General features: G+C 39.1%; 10 protein-coding genes. 1 reads left to right on the top strand and 9 read right to left on the bottom strand.

Annotated elements, in window-relative coordinates:
• Positions 1-46: 46 nt before the first annotated feature.
• Complete coding sequence (locus ACM0OP_RS01165; protein ID WP_414526555.1) at positions 47-1,102, top strand: LLM class flavin-dependent oxidoreductase; 1,056 nt, start codon at positions 47-49, stop codon at positions 1,100-1,102.
• Positions 1,103-1,296: 194 nt separating this feature from the next.
• Here ACM0OP_RS01165 and ACM0OP_RS01160 read toward each other — a convergent pair whose 3' ends face one another.
• The 9 genes from ACM0OP_RS01160 to ACM0OP_RS01120 all read right to left on the bottom strand — a co-directional run bounded on the left by ACM0OP_RS01160 (position 1,297) and on the right by ACM0OP_RS01120 (position 19,654).
• Positions 1,297-6,006, bottom strand: a complete 4,710-nt coding sequence (locus ACM0OP_RS01160) for a type I polyketide synthase (RefSeq protein ID WP_414526554.1) — start codon at positions 6,004-6,006, stop codon at positions 1,297-1,299.
• A 44-nt stretch (positions 6,007-6,050) separates the two neighbouring features.
• A complete protein-coding gene (locus ACM0OP_RS01155; RefSeq protein ID WP_414526553.1) occupies positions 6,051-6,626 on the bottom strand; it encodes a siderophore biosynthesis protein in 576 nt (191 codons plus the stop codon).
• A complete protein-coding gene (locus ACM0OP_RS01150; protein WP_414526552.1) occupies positions 6,623-7,069 on the bottom strand; it encodes a hypothetical protein in 447 nt (148 codons plus the stop codon). Before ACM0OP_RS01150 ends, ACM0OP_RS01155 begins: the two co-directional genes overlap by 4 nt.
• Before the next feature lie 35 nt (positions 7,070-7,104).
• Entirely contained in the window at positions 7,105-7,350 is a 246-nt protein-coding gene (locus ACM0OP_RS01145) for a hypothetical protein (protein ID WP_414526551.1), read from the bottom strand.
• A 10-nt stretch (positions 7,351-7,360) separates the two neighbouring features.
• Entirely contained in the window at positions 7,361-8,836 is a 1,476-nt protein-coding gene (locus tag ACM0OP_RS01140; protein WP_414526550.1) for an aspartate aminotransferase family protein, read from the bottom strand.
• An 82-nt stretch (positions 8,837-8,918) separates the two neighbouring features.
• Positions 8,919-9,797: a class I SAM-dependent methyltransferase gene (locus ACM0OP_RS01135; protein WP_414526549.1), complete on the bottom strand. Its 879-nt coding sequence runs from the start codon at positions 9,795-9,797 to the stop codon at positions 8,919-8,921.
• A 40-nt stretch (positions 9,798-9,837) separates the two neighbouring features.
• Complete coding sequence (locus ACM0OP_RS01130) at positions 9,838-12,888, bottom strand: thioester reductase domain-containing protein (protein WP_414526548.1); 3,051 nt, start codon at positions 12,886-12,888, stop codon at positions 9,838-9,840.
• Positions 12,889-12,890: 2 nt separating this feature from the next.
• Positions 12,891-16,397 carry a non-ribosomal peptide synthetase gene (locus ACM0OP_RS01125; RefSeq protein ID WP_414526547.1) on the bottom strand — a complete coding sequence of 1,169 codons (3,507 nt, stop codon included), beginning with the start codon at positions 16,395-16,397 and terminating at the stop codon, positions 12,891-12,893.
• Positions 16,394-19,654, bottom strand: a complete 3,261-nt coding sequence (locus tag ACM0OP_RS01120; RefSeq protein ID WP_414526546.1) for an amino acid adenylation domain-containing protein — start codon at positions 19,652-19,654, stop codon at positions 16,394-16,396. The genes ACM0OP_RS01125 and ACM0OP_RS01120 overlap by 4 nt, the downstream gene beginning before the upstream one ends.
• Between the last annotated feature and the right edge of the window lie 53 nt (positions 19,655-19,707).

Genomic DNA, 19,707 nt, shown 5'->3' with positions numbered 1-19,707 from the left:
TAAAAGTATCTGTTTTCTTTTAGTTAGTTGATGGATGATCAAAAATATGGATTTTAGTCTATTTTATTTCGATGGTGATGGTTCTGTTGCCCTTCCTAACCAATACCAACTTTTAATAGAAAGTGCTAAGTTTGCTGATGCTAATGGTTTTACTGCGGTTTGGACTCCAGAGCGACATTTTCATGCTTTTGGTGGTCTTTACCCAAATCCAGCCTTGACGAGTGCGGCTTTGGCGATGATTACTAAGCGAGTACAGCTACGTGCTGGGAGTTTTGTTTTACCTTTACATGACCCTGTACGATCTACTGAGGAATGGGCTGTAGTAGATAATTTATCACATGGTAGGGTGGCGATCGCTTTTGCTTCTGGTTGGACTGTGGATGATTTTGTTTTGGCTCGTGAACCCCACACTAACCGCAAAGCTGTAATGTGGCGTGATTTGGAGGTGATGCGAAAACTTTGGCGGGGTGACGCTGTGGAACGTCAGGATGCTACTGGGAAAAGTTTCATCGTAAAAACACTACCTAGACCTGTACAAGCAGAGCTTCCTATGTGGATGACTTGTCAATCTTCAGAAACCTTTGTCGATGCGGGTAAATTAGGCTCAAATGTCTTGACTTCTTTGCTGGGTGGTACTCTTGATGATATTGTGCCGAAGATTCAACTCTACCGGAAGTCTTTAGCGAAACACGGACATGACCCCCAAGGTGGGAAAGTGGCGTTGATGATTCATACGTTTTTGGGTGATAATATCAATGATGTGAAAGCAAAAGTTACACAGCCTTTTTGCAATTATCTCAAAACTCACTACGACTTGCTGGAAAATCTAGCTAAGGGTATGGGTCTAAATGTCAGTATCAAAAACTTCTCTGAAGATGATATTGATAGTCTACTGCAATTTGGTGTCGAAGGATTTATGAAGGGGCGATCGCTCATTGGTACTCCCGAAAGTTGTCGTCCATTCGTTGAACAAATTCGTGCTGCTGGTATAGATGAAATTGCTTGTTTAATTGATTTTGTCCAAGATTATGATTTGGTGATGGCAAGTTTACCATTTGTTCGCAAATTACAAGAACAATCAACATTCAGTTTATCCAAGTAAAAAGATAGTTTCCCTAATACAATCTTCTCCTAGTGCTGATCTAGCATGAGGTTTTTTTATTAGATCTCTTGCCTTTTGCCACTTTTTCAGCAAGCCCTATTTAATTTTTGTGACAGTTGAAGGTGCGGAATGTGGGATACCACCCTTGACAATTTTTTCTTTTCCTTAACTTGTCACCAATAGAGAAGATGGGGCTACCTCGGCTCCAAATTATCCAACAGATATTCCTCTACTTGGGTAGGTGTCATTTGTTCAACTTGATCAAGTAATGTGGCGATTTCTTCTTGGTGAGATATTTCACTAAGGTTCGCTCCCAAAGCTTCTGTATCATCAGTAACGAGAGATTGATTTTCTCTAATAATTTTGGCTATACCAGCAATGGTGGGTGACTCAAATAAGAATTGTCGCATGGGTAATTCTACTTGAAATTCTGAGCGTAGTTGAGAAACTGCTTGAATAGCTAACAGCGAATGTCCACCCAACTCGAAAAAGTTATCATGAATCCCTATAGGTGAGATTCCCAATAAATTTTCCATTACTTGGGTGACTCTGGCTTCAATTTCATTGCTGGGGGGAAGGTAGGTAGCTGTAATTTGAGTCCGGGTGTGATTAGTTGTAGATTGTTCTGGTGGCTGAGATTGTTGGCGAGATTCTAAGTCTATAGGAGAAACGGTGATTTGTGCGGCTACAGGTTGAGCCAGAATCCTTTGGGTAACTTGCCAAACTTCCTGGGGAGTCATGGCTAAATCTACGAGGGCTGCACCTGTGGGAGTAGTGATTTCTGCTAAACTTACGGCATCCCAGTTAATACTAATCCAAGATGTGTTACTTTTTTGACTACGTTGATGAGATATAGCATCCATAAAGCAGTTAGCCCCAGCATAAGCAGCAAAGCCAATCCCACCAACCACAGCCGAGAGAGATGATTGTAAAAGGAAGAAGTCCAGGGGTTGATTTTTTAGTGCTGCTTCTAACGTCAGTAAGCCGTGTATTTTCGTATGGAATTGTTTCTCGCACTCATCCATTGTGAGATTACGAATCAAACAACTAGCGCGATCGCCCATTGCAGCAGCGTGAATCACACCGTTAATCGTACCAAATCGAGTGAGAGAATGAGCGATCGCCTCCTCAACTTGATCAATCTGGGCTAAGTCAACACTGTTAAACAAAAATTCACATCCCTGAGCCTGTAAAGCTTGTAGTTGTTGAATACAATGACTAACAGAATCTTGACGACCGTGGGTAGCCAACCAATTATCCCATTGTTTTGGCTGCGGTAAATCTGAACGTCCCAAAAACACTAATTTTGCATTCACCGTAGCAAATAAAAACTTGGCATAAATCAACCCTAAACCTTCCACCAAATCCCCAGCAATCACATATACACCCCCTGAAATCAGAGGTAGTGGAGTAACTTCAGGATCAGGTAAAGAAATTGGTTGAAATTCTTGTACCCAGCGAGTTTTACCGCGATAAGCAATAGCACTACCGAACCCTCCCTTTGCTAAGGGGAGGGTGTCCGATAGGACGGGTGGGGTAGTTATTTCCTTAACTATTTGCTGTAAATTAATATGAGAAATAGACACATCAATATGTTGACAAGTCAAATTCGGATATTCTTGCGGAATTACCTTGACTAAACCTAGAATTGTCGCATCATCAACATTAAGAGTTTCATTACCCAAAACATTTTGTACTTGCTGAGTCAATACACAAATCCGCAGAGATGGAGATGATGACGATAACGCCTGAGTTAGCCAAAGTAAACTGTAAAAACCAAGATTTTGCTGTTGCTGAAAATTTGTAAGTTCTTGAAGAGTCCATGAATGCAAAATTACATCAGGTAACTTATCATCTGTTTGTAATTGTAACCAAAGTGTTTTGTAGTCTTCTGGTTGATCAAGTGCGATCGTATAATTATCACCTGCTTGAGTAAATCCTTTCCCAGGTTTAACAGTTATTACATCCTGTCCTATTTCCTCAAGTTGCTCTACTAACTGTTCACCAACGCCCCCAGCATGGCAAAATACCAAATAGCGCTTTTTATTTACAGGAACAGCAGAACGCAACAGAGGCTTTTGTTTCCAAGATGGCAAATAAAACCAATTTGAAATATCTTCCTGCTTCTCAAGGGTTTTAGAGTTATTAGAAGTAGTTTCTGGTAACGGATACCGTTCAACCCAATAGCGTTGACGCTCAAAAGGGTAAGTAGGTAAAGGTAATCGTCGGCGTTGTTGTTCAGTGTAAAATTCTGCCCAATTCACACTCACACCCCACAGCCAAAGCTGTCCCAAAGTTGTGCAAATCAAAGCCACATCAGATTGATTATCTTGGGGATGCCGTCCAGATGATAAAGTTGGATGTGCATCAGGAAATTGTCTAACTAAAGTACTCAAAGTTTGACCAAAACCAACTTCTAATAAAACCTGATTAAGTGTTTGTTGGAGTTGAGTAATTCCCTCAGCAAATCGCACAGGTTGACGCAAATGATTCGCCCAATAATTGGGATTTGTCGCTTGTTCTGAAGTTATCCAAGTTCCAGTCACATTAGAAATAAAAGGAATTTGGGGAGAAGAAAGTTGAATATTTTGTAAAATTTCCGTCAAAGGATTAACAGCACTTACCATCAAAGGTGAGTGGAAAGCGTGGGAAGTATGTAAACGTCTATGAGGAATATTTTCATTTTCTAGACGTTGTTCTAATAAATTAATCGCGGCTTCTGTTCCCGATACAACACATAACTGAGGTGCATTATGCACAGAAATCACTAAATCATCTGTCAGCAACATTTGCAATTTCTCAGCAGCGAGAGAAACAGAAAGCATCACTCCTGACGGGCATTTTTGCATTAATTGTCCGCGCTGTGCCACTATTAGCAAAGCATCAGCTAAAGTGAATACATTAGCTAAAGTCGCAGCCACATATTCCCCTATACTATGACCAATCATTGCCTGTGGCTGAATACCATAAGATAACCAGAGTTTAGCTAGGGCGTATTCTACAACAAATAGGGCAGGTTGAGCATAGGCAGTTTGGGTAAGTAAGGAAACTTGCTCTTCTACTTTCTTATCTTTTTCAACAAAGAGGATAGAACGCAAATCTAAACCTAAATGTGGAGTTAATAATTCACAACAACGGTCAATTTCTCTGCGAAAAACTGCTTCTGTAGCGTACAGTTCTTGTCCCATATTTACATATTGGCTACCCTGTCCAGGAAACATAAACACAACACTAAGTTCGCTGTTTTCTGGGGAATAACTCAAAAGTTGAGAAGCATCAAGTCCTGTGAGTATTTCTATTGCTTGCGCTGGAGTTTGACAAACTAAGCAGAGACGATGGGTAAATGCTCTTCTACCAATTTGGAGAGTGTAAGCTACATCTGCAACATCTACATCAGAAAATTGTTGGAAATATTCAGCCAGATTTTTGGTTGCTGTTTCTAAAGCTGATAGAGTTTTTGCTGATAGTGTCAGCAAATGCCAAGGACGGGAACTATTAGCAGATAATAATGTTGGTGCTTCCTCTAAAATAGCGTGAGCATTAGTTCCACCCATACCAAAAGAACTCACACCTGCTCTTCTAGGGTATTCATTATTTGTCCAAGATGTTAACTGAGTATTCACAAAAAATGGACTATTGGCAAAATCAATTTGGGGATTTGCCGCAGTAAAATTTAAACTGGGGGGAATTTGTTGATGTTTGAGCATTAGAGCAGTTTTAATTAATCCACTGATACCAGCAGCCGCATCCAAATGACCAATATTAGTTTTTACTGAACCAATAGTACAAAACTGTTTTTTATTAGTATGTGGAGAAAAGGCTTTAGTCAAAGCCGCAATTTCAATGGGATCTCCTAAAGCTGTTCCAGTTCCGTGAGTTTCAATATATTTAATTGTCTCTGGATTTATTTTTGATTTGGCTAAAGCAGTGGCTATAGCTTTAGCTTGTCCTGTGACACTGGGTGCAGTCAAACCAACTTTTTGCGAACCATCATTATTAATTGCAGTTGCTTTGATAATTGCATAAATATGGTCGCCATCTTTAATAGCATCCCGCAGTCGTTTCAGAACAACAATACCCACACCATTACCAAAAACTGTACCTTGAGCATTCACATCAAAAGCCCGACAATAACCATCTGGAGAAAGCACACCATCCTCTTGATAAAGATAACCTGTCTTTTCACCTGAACCGATAGATACACCACCAGCCAGAGCTATATCACATTCTCTACCGAGTAAACTTTGAGCAGCAAGATGTACACTTACTAAAGAAGTAGAACAACCAGTTTGAACACCACAACTCGGTCCAGTTAAATTCAATTTATAAGATACACGAGTAGGCATTAAACCCATCACATTGCTAATGACAACCTGCACATTATTGGCAGAATCTCGATAATGAGAATTACTCGATAAATTGACAAGATAACTATTAAGTGCAGCCCCAGCATAGACAGAAATACTTCCTGAATATTGCTGTGAATCATAACCAGAATTTTCTAATGCTTGCCAAGCACATTCTAAAAATACACGATGTTGAGGATCAAGAATTTCCGCTTCTCTAGGAGAATAACCAAAAAAAGCCGCATCAAATTGATCAATTCCTGAAAAACTAGCATAAGCCCGGACATAATGCGGATTTTGTAAATCGTCTGGTTTCACCCCATTGGCTAATAATTCCTCATCATTTAAAAACTCAATGGAGTTAACACCATTTTTGAGATTATGCCAAAACTCATCTACATTTCTAGCACCGGGGAACCGCCCCGCCATTCCAATAATAGCGATTTGCTCAGACCTTTCTAACTCCACAGATTCTAACTTAATTCTAGCGTCCTTAAGTGCAGCCAAAATACGCTCAGATGCAGGGTTATTTTTAATCTCATCAATGGAATAATTCATAATTACTCTACTCTTAAAAATCTCTAATAAAAAACTTATAAATCTTACTCTGCGCCTCTGCGCCTCTGCGTGAAATCATCCTTTTCAGGATTAATAAACTGACAGCGACTCCGCGCAAAAGCATCTAAAATATCAACAGCACAACTACGCTCAAATCGCAAACTACCAGCTTCTTCCCCACCAAATTTTTTACAAACTGCTCGATGAGAATTAGCCAGATAAAGATAAGCATCAACAAACTCTTGATGTTGCTCTTTTAATTCTATTGGTAAATTAGCAAAATGGGGGCGCAACTGCTTCCAAACTTTAATGAGAACTGAATGTTCCCAGGACATTAAACCACTAAAATCATGAGATTTAACTTGAGGAGGCATCATTGAAGGACGAATTTGTGCATCATACAATTCGGGACTTAAGCTCCCGGCTAATCGCATAGCTGCACCTGATGCTAACATTAATTTTGTGGCAGCTGCTAATTCCGTTTGTGCTTCTGCTAAGTTCCCTTGTGTGAGCCATACTTCAAAGCGACGCAAACAAATAATTAATCCTTGAATATTAATAAAAAATGACCAGTGAAAACCTTGCCAAATTTCTTGTGCTTCAATTTTTAACTCGTTCATACCTCTAGTTCAAGCTGAAAAACTCGCCCTAATAAATAAATATAAGTTAGAAAGCCTTCTCGTTGTAAATCGATTTGAGTCATATCTAAGTTTAGGTTATTTTGATTTAGGCAGAAAAATGTTTTAATTGTGGATAACAAACTTTTTACTAAACATATTTCTGGTTCGCTGGTTTGGATATGACTTACTTGAAAGTAAGTATCAAAGTCTTCAATTTCCCAGTATTTTAATGTTGTGTTTGTTGATGTTATTTCTGGGGTGAATACATCATATATTTCTAATTCCATGATCATGTTTTCAATCATGCTGATATTCTGTTGAATATTTGGTTTAGTTAGTGCTGTTAAGAGTTCTTTTAGCACTTTTTCAATTTGAGTTTTATTGTTTTGAGTTAGGTTGCTTTTGATGGGGAGTTCGGAGGGCGTTAGGAGTTCTAGTGTCATGTTTTTATTTTTTAACGCAAAGGGGCGCGAAGGTTTTATGAGGTGGTGGGAATGGTGAATTGTAAGGTCTGTTGACAAAATTCTTGCCATTCGGGGGTGATATGATTAAATATGATGTTTTCGTCGAGATAAATTCCGGTTGTTACTACATAGTTTTCTTGTATGTAGAGAATGCTATCTTCTGTTAGTTGTTGTTGGAGGTTTGGGTTTTCTTGCCAGTTTTTATATTGACGCAGTTGTTGTAGTAGATAAGCTTTGCAGTATTTTCCGATTTGTGGCATGGTTTTATTCCTATTTGTTTATAAATCCTTGGGTTTGCAATTCTTTAATACTCTCGATAAATGCTTTTTTGATGAGATTAATATCTTCGTCTGTGTGTGCTGTGGAAAGAAATCCTCCTTTGTCTCCTTGGCGCAGGTGTATTCCTTTTTCTATGAGATGATAGGAGAGTAAATTCGTCGCCATTGGGGAAACTGCACTTTGGGAAGCTGCTATTCCAAAAAATGACCCAAAGCTGGTAAACTTAATAGCTATATCCTGTTGTGTCAAATCAGCGTTTAAATCACTGACAAGCTGCGTAGTGCGTTCATTTAAATCTTGGTGTAATGCAATACCAGATGTTTTGAGATGTTGTAACGTGGCATGGGCGGCAGCGAGGGCGAGGGGATGTTTACAAAATGTCCCTGCAAAGAAGGTTGTAGGGACTTGAGGCGCGGAATCATCACCAAATTGCCATTGCCCACCATCTATGTAATTCATATAACTGGCTTTGCCAGCAATTACCGAAAGTGGTAGCCCACCTCCAACTATTTTGCTATATGTGGTAATGTCTGCTTTTACACTAAAATGTGCTTGCGCTCCTCCTGGGTGAATGCGAAAACCTGTCACCATTTCATCGAAAATTAGGGCTATTCCTAGTTCTTGGGTGATTTGTCGTAGCTGTTGCAGAAATTCACGGGGTTGGAGTTCGGGAAAACGGCTTTGTACAGGTTCGACTAAGACGGCGGCGAGTTCTCGGCGGTGTTTGCGAATCAGCTTTAAGGAATGTTCGTTACCGTATTCTAAAATCAGCACATCAGCAGCTGCACTGTTGGGAATACCTGGGGCTGCGGGTACAGCTTTGGGGTTGAGGTTGGCTGTAAAAACGGCTTGAATTGGTTCGGCTAATCTACCGAGTAAACTACCAGATTTGGCGGTAATGACGCGACGAGCAGCTTTTTTGGCATATTCTGTCATTGTTGCCCTTACAAGTGCAGAGTCAAAGTGTCCGTGATAGGAGTTGGTGAAAATCGCTATTTTTGGGCGTTTTGTGGCGGCGCGGGCGATACGCACGGCTGTCATGACTGCTTCTGTGCCTGTGTTGCTAAAGGTGACGCGTTCTGCACCTGTTAATTCACTGATGAGTTGGGCTACTTCTCCAGCTATTGTATTTTGGACACCAATGTGCATTCCTCGTTGTAGTTGTTCGGCGATGGCTGTTTGGATGAATGGGGGGTTATGTCCAAATAAGTTAGTCCCTAACCCCATAAGAATGTCTATGTATTCGTTTCCATCAATATCCCACAGTCGAGAACCGTTGGATTTTTCTACAGCAATGGGGTAGCAAAGTTCTTTGATTTCTGGGGTGAATTTGATGCCAATTGAGGTTTTATCTGCTAGTATTTGGCGATTTTGTTGGGCTAGGTTTTTCGACGCTTGGGTGCGTTGGGTATATTTTTGGATGAATGTTTCTAGATACTGTTGTGGGGGGTTTTTTGTTGTTGTCATGGGTGTTTTTTTTCACGCATCAGCGAAGCGAAGTACGAAGTACGTTAGGCGCAAAGGAAGAAAGGTTATAAGTAAGTGGAGTTTAAATATTTACGGGTTTACGACATAGGAAATAGGCTGAGTGTCTATCGTCTATTGTGGGGTTTCCTTCTAGGGTGAGGATGTGAATGTCGGTGAAACCTGTTTGTTCTAATGCAGTTTTGATTTCTTCGGGGATATGTCCTCTGACGGGGTATTTTTCAGACATTCTTTGCCAATTTTTTTCTTTGGCTTGAAATTCAGTTAGGAGTTTTCTTCGGAGTTTGTATAAAAGTCGGTGGTTTAATATTGGGTAAAATAAACGCCACATTGTTCTCAATAAAAGTGTAGATGATGGTTTGGTTTTCTGTTGGAACATGGTGACTTGGAAGTAGCCTTTACGTTCGTCGGGGTTATAATTTGGTGTCAGCATCCAAGCGTATTTATTTTCGATTTCTCCTTCGACTATTTTACCTCTCCACCAGCGTTGCATTTGTTGGTGATGGTTGATGTCAAAGAGAAACCAGCCGTTATCTTTGAGGGCTAAATATACTCTTTGAAATACTTGCTGAAGTTCGGGAATTGTCATGATGTGGTTGAGGGCTGCACTTGTGGAAAATGCTGCGTCGAAGGATGGGGGAAGTTCAAATTGACGTGCATCTGCTAGGATAAATTTGCCGTTGGGTGCATTTTGACGGGCATAATTTAACATTTGTGTGGAGTTATCTATGCCTGTTATTTGATATCCTTGATTAATTAAAATCTGCACTAATTGTCCTGTTCCACAGCATAAGTCTAGGATTTGTGCGTTTTGTTTTAGTCGGGGGAGGAGGATTTTTTCTAGGGGTTTTAGTTGGTTTTGGCAATATTCTGGCCCCATTGTTTGGTTATATAGCCAAGCCCAAGTGTCGTATTCTGTATGGTTTGGTGTGTTGGAGATCATGATTTTTATTCACGCAGAGGCGCAGAGGCGCAGAGAGGTTTTAAGAGGGGAGTTTTGTTTGAATTAAGTTTTGTTGGATGAGGTGGGAGAGGTAGGTTTGTATTAGGTTTTCGTTTATGGTGGATGGGGTGATAAGTTGATTGAGGATGTTTTGGGTTTTTCTGTTGTCAATTTGCAATTTATTAGTGGGTTGTGATTCATTGGTGGTTCTCTGTCTCGGTAGTAGGGGAATTAGGGGATATAAGATATGTTCTGGGGAATTTTGGGCTATTTCTAATATTTTGTTTCGCCATTGTTGGTAGGAAATTTTCTCAATTTGAAAGCCGATTTTTTTTAGTTGTTCAAAAACAATCTCTGAGGAAACGGGTTTGGGTTGGATGATATGGAAAATTTGATGGTTTGATCCTATTTTTGATAGTTCGATGATGGCACTACAGACGTAATCTACTGGTAAGATTTCTAAGGGCATGGATGTATCTGGTATACTGCCTAATTCGACGTAGCCTAAAAGCAGTTTATATAGAAAATCGTCTTGATTAAATGCTCCGGTTTTACTATCTCCTGAAACTGCTCCTAATCTGTATATGTTGACTGGTATTCCTCGGTTTATAGCATTTATGGCTAATTTTTCGGCTGCCCATTTACTCTGAGCATATCCACCAATAGGTATACCATATTTATCTAAGTTATCATCTTCTGTTACCTGTAAATTACTATTATTATTTTCTGCAAAAATGCTGGTTGAGGAAATTAGATGTACGGGTTTTAATTTGCTTTGGCTTGCTAGTCTGAAAATTTCCTGTGTACCTAACACGTTGGCGGGTTTTAATCGGTTGTAAGGTTCTGTGTGATTTACTCTCGCTCCATTGTGATAAATTATGTCTATTTGGTTGGCTAAGTTGGCAAATTCTAGTGCAGATAGTCCTAATTTTGGCTTGGCTAAGTCCCCTACTATGGGAATAATTCTTTCTGAGTATAAGCTATCCCAAATTTGGTAATCTTGTAAGGTTTTAACGATTCTCTGTTTTGCTGTTTCAATATTTTCGGCTCTGATTAAACAATAAATTGAGGCGGTGGTTTTGTTTAGTAGTTCTCGCAATAAAAATGCGCCTACAAATCCTGTTGCACCTGTTAATAGTAATGAGGAAGGTAAGGAATATAAGGAAGATGCGGGAGGAGCAATAATATTAGGATCTAGGGTGGTTTCTTGTTCCCAATCTATTTCTACTTTTGTCTTTTCAGCATTTTGTAGAAATTCGATGATTTCGTTTTTGCGTTCCTGCAATTGTGTTTTTAATGTGGGTTTTAAAACTCCTTTGGGAGCGTTACATCTTAGTTTGGGTATGCTGTCGGTATCTTCTAGCCAAATCCGAATATCTAAATGCTGCAATTCGGTGAGGAATGTTTGGATTGTATTGTCTGTTTGTGTTTGATTTATGGGTTGTAATGATGGTTGAGATTGAGGGGAAATTTTGCCTAAAATTGATGAGGTTTTAGACTTGGGTGTTAGAAAGATTTCTTCACAACCAAAGAGGCGTTTGCTGTGAATTTCTTGGCTATGACAATATGCGATTAGTTGGTTAGATTCGATTATTGCTTTGGATTCAGAAGTATAAGTAATTGAGGTGATGAATGTTAGCCAAGGTTCTTGTCCCATTGCATAAACGTATACTTGCTGGGGATGAAGTTGTTGCACTAGGGCAATCGCTCTGCTACTATCAGAACCATCTAATCTTCTGGTTTTGGCTATTTTTCTTGATACTTTATTGGTTAATAATGCTCCGTAAGCCCATGTATAAGGCGCACCTTGGCATTCCATACCGATGAACAGGATATCTATATCTCCAAAGATTTGCTGTAGGTGGTTGTACAGTTGGGGTTCAATATTATTAGAATCGGCTGCACATAAAATTGAACCTCCTTTGAGATTAATTAAATAGGCAGCTTTTGCAGCAATATTTAAATCTCCATGTTCTCCTAAAAATGGTAATCCGGTTATGTAACCATCTGGAATATTAATTATTTCTAATTCATCAATTTCCTGGACATTTTCAAAGCCAATTTGTTGCAGCATCAATTTCAAGGAAGGGTCAATTAATATTCCTTTATTGCTTTTAGGAACGACCACAGTTTTAATTTTGTGGCGTAACTGCAACAGTGTTTCTAACATTACATGATCTTGGTGATTATGGGTAAGGAGAACATAATCAATCACCGGGGGGAGATGTTCATAAGTGTAACGATTATCCCCAGAATCATCGGGATAACTAATAATTGGATCGCAAAGAATACTAATAGATTCGGTTTGAACTAAAACGCACGCATGACCAAAATAACGAACTCGGACAGCTTCCCCGTTGTAGTCTGGTTGTTGGTTGGGGGGTGTGGTGGTGAAAAAGTCTGCAAATAGGTTTTCTTGGTGGGGTTGAATTTTTAGGGTGTCTCGAATATCGTTGTAGGGGTGGGGAGTGTGACGCATTTGGAAAAGTTGGTCAAAAGTGCGATCGCTAAAAGCCATCTTCAGGTGTATACTTTGCTCATCTGGTAAGCGCGGTGTACTCAAAACAAAAGCCCTTTTATCTCCATCACCTAAATACAAATTCACCGATTGATTGGCAGGATTGTAATATGAACTGCGATATAGTAGCCCTTCAATAAAGCGAATGGAAGGATAACTATTACTGTCCTGCACCAGTTCTACATATCCTTTTAATGCTGCTGGAATTTGAGCATATAAAGGTTCTAATGAATAACCATGACTATGTTTAGCCAAGAGTTTTTCTAAGTCTTCAATTGCTTGCGCTAGTTCTAAAAGTTGTGCTTGTTGTTTTTGGGTTGTTTCTAGTAATAATCGAATATTCTCCACTCGATTAAAATCATGATTGATAAAAGGTCCGCCAATCATCGCCGGATTTTTTAAAGTATCTTGATGTACTTGGGGCGCAGCCAAAAAAGATTGCATAATTGGTATATGAGAATTAGCAATATACATTGCGGCTGTGGCGGGAGAAATTAGATATGACCAAGCATACCACTGATTAAAAAGTGGTTCTACAATGACATTGGGTTTAAGATACATTAATTGATTCATAGTTAAATTTCAAACTCCTCCCGTTCATCATTTGCGGTATCAGAAATCATTGAAATTTGCGTTGTTAGTTGTCTTTGCAAAATTCGTTCCGCCATACCTGCTACCGTCGGTGCATCAAACAAATCCATTACAGTTAATTCAACTTGAAACACTTGTAAAGCTTGGGCAATTAATTGGGTTGCAATTAAAGAATGTCCTCCCAATTCAAAGAAATCATCGTCAATACTCACTTTTTCTAACTTGAGTATTTGGGCGTAAATATCAGCTAATTGCGTTTCAATTTCTGTCCGGGGAGCGATAAATTCAGCATTTGATAAAACTCGTTCTGGTAGAGGAAGAGAAGGAATATCTACTTTCCCATTAGGTGTTAGAGGTAAATCGGTTAATACTACAAACGCCGCAGGTACTAAATACTCTGGTAACTTCTCTCGCATAAAGCGACGCAAGTCGGAAGGAGTGGGAGAAGAAAGGAAAGAAATTTCTTCATTCAAGGAAGATTTTAAAACTTCTTTTAAAGAGTCAATTTCATTAGCAACAACATAAGCAACTAAACGTTTTTCTCCTGGTTGATCTTCGCGGACAATTACGACTCCAGCCCGTACCGCAGGATGTTGACATAATACTGTTTCTACTTCTTGCGGTTCAATGCGAAAGCCACGAATTTTTACTTGATCATCAATTCTTCCTAACAGTCTAATTCGACCATCTGGTAAGTAACAAGCAAGGTCGCCAGTTTTATATAAACGCGATTCTTCTCCTACTAATAACACCCCACCCCTAGCCTCTCCCCGCAAGCGAGGAGGGGGACTGGATTGATTATTAAAGTGATTAAAGGGGTTTGATATAAATCTTTGGTCTGTTAAATCTGGGCGATTTAAATAGCCTCTTGCTAAACCAATTCCACTAATATAAAGTTCACCAATTACACCAATAGGAACTGGTTGTAAATAATTATCTAAGATATATAGTTGTTTGTTGGCGCTGGGGCGAATTGTAGGAAGCAAAGGATGACCATTTCCACAAAGTACCATGCTGGCGTTGACTGTTACTTCTGTTGGGCCATAAGCATTAATAAAGCGTCTTCCTTCTGACCATTTGGCGATTAATTCAGGAGATGGTGCTTCTCCTCCTACGAGTACCATTCGCAAATGTGGTAAGTCTGCTGAAGGAAGTAAAGATAGGGCTGAGGGAGTGATGGTAATATGAGTAACTGCGTTTTCTCGTAATAGTTTACGTAAGGTTTCTCCTGGTAGTAAAGATTCTGATTTGGCTAGACAAAGTTTAGCACCACTTCCCAAGGCCATGATGATTTCGGGAATGGAAGCATCAAAGCTGATAGAGAAAAATTGCAGTACACAATCACCAGGATGAACATCACAAACTTGTATTTTATGTTGTGTGAGGTTTGTTAAACCAATGTGGGGAATTAAAACGCCTTTCGGTTTACCAGTAGAACCAGAAGTATAGATTAAATAAGCTAAATTTTCTGGTGTAACTTCACTTTTTGGATTCTCTATACTGCATTGAGAAATTATTTCCCAATCTGTATCTAAATAGATTATTTCATAATTTTGAGGAGTGGGAAGTTTGAGATTTGCTTGTGTCAGCAAAATCGGAACTTGGGAATCAGCCAACATATATCCCAATCGTTCTGGGGGATAATTGGGGTCAAGAGGAAGATACGCACCTCCAGCTTTAAGAATACCAAGTAAAGCGATGATCATTAAAGGGGAACGATCTACACATAATCCCACAATTATCTCTGGTTTCACTCCTTTTTCTTTGAGATAATGAGCAACTTGATTACTTTTTTGATTGAGTTCTCTATAAGTAAGACACTGATTTTCAAATATTACCGCTACTGCATCCGGTGTCTTTTCTACCTGCGCTGCAAATAAGTCTTGAAAGGTTAAATGACGGGGAAATTCTACCTCAGTTTGATTCCAATCAATGAGGATTTTTTGCTTTTCACTTTCTGTCAGTAATGGTAATTCAGAAATCTGTTGTTTTGGGTTCTCGATAATCGCTGTTAATAGCGTTTGAAAATGCCCTACCATCCGGCTAATTGTCTCTGGTGCAAACAAATCTCGGTTATATTCAAATGCACCTACAAAACCTGCTGATGTCTCGTACATATCCAAACTTAAATCTAGTTTGGCACTTGCTTCTGTCCGATTTAGAGGTGTGAGAGTTAATCCCGGTAATTCCAATTTTTCTGTAGGGGCATTTTCTAAGCGAAATTTTACCTGAAATAGAGGATTAAAGCTTAAATCTCTTTCCGGTTGTAGGACTTCTACTAATTTCTCAAAAGGTATATCCTGATGATCATAAGCTTGCCAAGTGCTATTTTTTAACTGTTGCAATAAATTCTGAAAACTGGGATTATCAGCTAAATTTGTTCGCAATACTAATGTGTTGACAAAAAAGCCAATTAAACTTTCAATTTCCCGACGATGACGATTAGCTACGGGAGTCCCGACAAGAATATCTGTCTGTCCAGTGTAGCGGTGTAGGAGAATTTTATAAGCTGTGAGGAGAGTAACAAAAGGGGTGACACCTGCATTTTTTGCCAATTTGATGATGTCTTGACTCAACTTTGAAGAAAGGGAAAAAGACTCAATTGCACCCCGAAATGTTTGCACTCTTCCACGGGGATAGTCGGTGGGTAATTGTAATACTGGCAGGATACCACTTAACTGTTGTCGCCAATAGTCTAGTTGAGTTTCTAAAACTTCTCCTTGTAACCATTGTCTTTGCCAAACTGCAAAATCAACGTACTGAATTGCTAACTCTGGTAAGGGTGATGGTTGATTGGTACTAAAAGCAGTATATAGGGTTGCTAATTCCTTAATTAATATTTCCATTGACCAACCATCAGAGACGATGTGGTGCATGGTAAATAACACTACGTTTTCATCTTTAGCTAGTCGAAGAATTTTCACCCGCAATAATACATCCGTGGCTAAATTAAAGGGTGTTTGTGCTTCTTTTAAAGCCAAATTACGGACTTCTTCATCTTGTTCAAGGAGATTGAAAGTTTGTAAATCAATCACAGCCAGGGGAAGTGTGACACTCGGCTGAATTTGTAAAATAGGATTGCCATTTACAGTTTTAAATTGTGTGCGTAATACCTCATGACGTTGGATAATTGTATTTAGCGATCGCTCTAACACTGCAACATCCAAAATCCCCGTCAATCTGACTGCTGTGGGTAAATTATAAGTATAACTATCAGGTTGTAATTGTTCTAAAAACCATAATCTTTGTTGAGCAAAAGATAGAGGAAGATTGCTTTTGCGTTCTATTGGTGTAATTGCTTGTGTATAATTTGTAGATGACTTAGCTTGACGTAAAAAGTTGATAATTTCCGATTTGCGCGATCGCAATTCTACCCCAAGTTCATCCGTCAGCACATCTTCAGGAATACTACACCGCAAATTAGCATCTTCTATCCACAGTTTCACATCTAGGCTATAAAGGTGTGCCAGAAACTTTTCTATTGTCTTCATAGCGAAATCTCCTTACGCCCCGGTTGATCAGATGGGGTAGTTTGCATTTGTTGAATAGTTTGTTGTAGAATTTCAATTCGTTCTGCAAGTCCAGCAATTGTTGGTTTTTCAAACACACTATGTAAAGGTAAATCCAATTGAAAAGCCTCCCTCAGTCGTGATGTTACCCGAATTGCTGAGAGGGAATTTCCCCCCAATTCAAAAAAGTTTTCATCTACTCCCATGCGTTCCAGTCGCAACACATCCGCCAAAATATTAGCAACCAGCGTTTCTGTAGAATTACGGGGTGCAAGATATGCTTGATTAGCATGGCGTATAGTCTCAGGTTGAGGTAAAGCCTGACGATTGATTTTACCGTTAGGCAACAAAGGTAAAGCTGACATCATTATAAATACGGAGGGCAGCATATATTCTGGTAATTGAGATAACAGAAATTTCTGTAATTCCTGAGTGAAAGATTCTGACTCGGTGCTGGTTGAAGAACGCACTACATAAGCAACTAAACGCTGATTTTCAGGGAATTTGGAGTCCAAAATCACAACTGTTTGTTGAATATCAGGATGTTGATTTAGTACCTCTTCAATTTCACCTAACTCAATTCTCAATCCCCGAATTTTTACCTGATTATCTAATCGCCCTAAGTATTCCAAATTACCATCAGGCAAATAACGACCAAGGTCGCCTGTTTTATAGAGGGAAGTAGCAGAAAGGAGGGAAACCGGAAAATTTAGTTCCCTCTCCTTTATAAGGGGAGGGTTAGGGTGGGGTGCATTTTTAATAAATCTTTCCGCCGTTAAATCTGGACGATTCCAATAACCCCGTGCGACTCCGACACCACCGATGTAAATTTCACCAGGGACACCTAAAGGGACTGGTTGTAAATAGTCATTTAAAAGGTAAATTTGTGTATTAGAAATAGGACGACCGATAGGAACTGTATGTAAATCATTGGTAGGTTGACATTGCCAATATGTTACATCAATTGCGGCTTCTGTCGGTCCATATAAATTATGTAATTCTGTATTATTTAAACGCTGGAAAAAGCGATTTTGTATTTCTATTGATAATGCTTCACCGCTACAAATTACCCGCTTCACACTGCGACAACGTTCAGTTAAATTTGGTTCTTCTAAAAACACTCCCAACATTGCCGGCACAAAATGTAATGTAGTAATTTGTTGCTGTTCAATAATCTCTAATAAATAATTTGTATCTTGGTGTCCTTCTGGTTTAGCCATTACTAGACAACCACCGTTAAGTAATGTCCAGAAAAATTCCCATACTGAAACATCAAAACTAAAGGGTGTTTTTTGTAAAACTGGTTCTCCTATCTCTAAATTATACTGTTGCTGCATCCAATACAACCGATTACTAACACCTCTATGAGTATTAATCACTCCCTTGGGTGTTCCAGTAGAACCAGAGGTATATATGATATAAATTGCATTCTCAGGATTAACTAATGTAGTGGTATTATTTTCAGATGTCTGAGATATTTCCTGCCAATCTGTATCTAAAGCAAGACTTTTGCCGTCATAATTAGGTAATTTGTCTAATAAAGATGATTGTGTTAATAATACTGAAATATTAGTTTCGTCAATGATATATGTTAATCTAGAAGCGGGATAAACGGGGTCAAGGGGAACATAACAACCTCCAGCTTTGAGGATACCTAATATCCCAATAACCATTTCTAAGGAACGTTCAATATAAATCCCCACGGGGATTTCCGGTTGCACTCCCAATGTTTGTAAATAATGGGCTAATTGATTGGCGCGTTGATTTAATTCTCTATAAGTAAGTTGTTTATCCTCAAACACTACAGCAATATTATCTGGTGTGCGTTCTACCTGGGCGGCAAATTGTTGATGAATAGATTCTGGGGGATAATATGCTTCTGTTTGATTCCATTGATGAATGGTTTCGTATTCCTGCTGAGTTAATAAAGGTAAGTTTCCTACAGTTTGGTTTGGTTGACTCATTCCTAATAACACAATACAGAAATGCTCTAATAATTGAGTAATAGTACGATCTGTAAATCTGTTGCAGTCATATTTCACCTTCAATGACAATTGATTTCCCATAGAAACCAACACAGTTAAGGGGAAACTTGTCCACTCCAAAGATTGAATATCAACAATACGTAATTCTTGATTTTCTGGAATTGCCGATGTATCAACGGGATAATTTTCAAATACTAAAATACTATCAAATAGTGAAGTTCCCTGTGAAAGTTCACTCCATTCTTGAATTTCTAAGAGAGATGTGTATTCATAGTCTAAAGCTTCTGCTTGTTGTGCTTGTAATTTTTGTAACCATGCAACTAAATTCTCTGTCGCAGAGACTTGCACTCGCACCGGCAAGGTGTTGATAAATAACCCTACCATTGATTCTACACCAGCTAGATTTGCGGGTCGTCCTGAAGAGGTTGCACCAAATACTACATCTGTGGTGTTGCAATAACGACTTAATAATATAGCAAAAGCAGCCTGTAAAAGAGTATTTAGGGTTAATTGTTGCTGTTTTGCCCACTGTTGTAAAGAAGTGGTTTGACTAGGGGTGAGGTTGCGGTGTTGTTCTTGGGGTGTGAAGTTATTGCTTTCGCTTCTTGTAAAAGACAGGGGATAAGAAGGTGTGGTGAATCCTTGAAGTTGCTTTTGCCAGAATTGTTTAGCTGCGATTTTATCCTGTTGCTGTAACCAGGCGATGTAGTCACTGTATGGGCGAAAATTAGGATAGTAAAATGGGGAGTTATAATAATTTTGCCAAACTTCTTTAATTACTAATGCTGATGACCAGCCATCAAGAATTAAATGGTGCTGTGTCCAAATAAGAATATGTTTAATATCTGATAGCTCAATGAGAGTAAAACGCATTAATGGCGGTTCTTTGAGGTCAAATCCTAAAGTGCGATCGCTCTGGAAATACTCCTCTAATTTTACCTTAATTTCTGCCTCTGGTATTCCTTGCCAATCAATAAAATTCCAAGGAATTTCTACTTGCCGAAATACAACTTGGAAAGGTTTATCTCGCTGTTCCCAATAAAAGGCTGTGCGTAAAGCTGCATGATTTTTCACAACTTGATTCCATGCAGTTTGTAAATTATTTACATCTAGTTTTCCTTCCAGATATAAGCAAACTTGTGGTACATACACGCCTACTTGTGGTGTTAACAAGGTATGAAATAGCATTCCTTGCTGCATGGGAGAGAGGGGATAGATGTTTTCTATATTTTGGCGTTTATCCACAGGTTGCATGATTCTTGGTTTTGATGTTGTGATGTAAATATTTAGTTTGTGTCACGCAGAGG

The organism is Nodularia chucula CCY0103, from assembly GCF_963923915.1.
Classification (GTDB): Bacteria; Cyanobacteriota; Cyanobacteriia; order Cyanobacteriales; family Nostocaceae; genus Nodularia; species Nodularia chucula.
The sequence above is the reverse complement of the archived record's forward strand: the minus strand, read 5'-3'. Positions and strand labels throughout refer to the sequence as shown.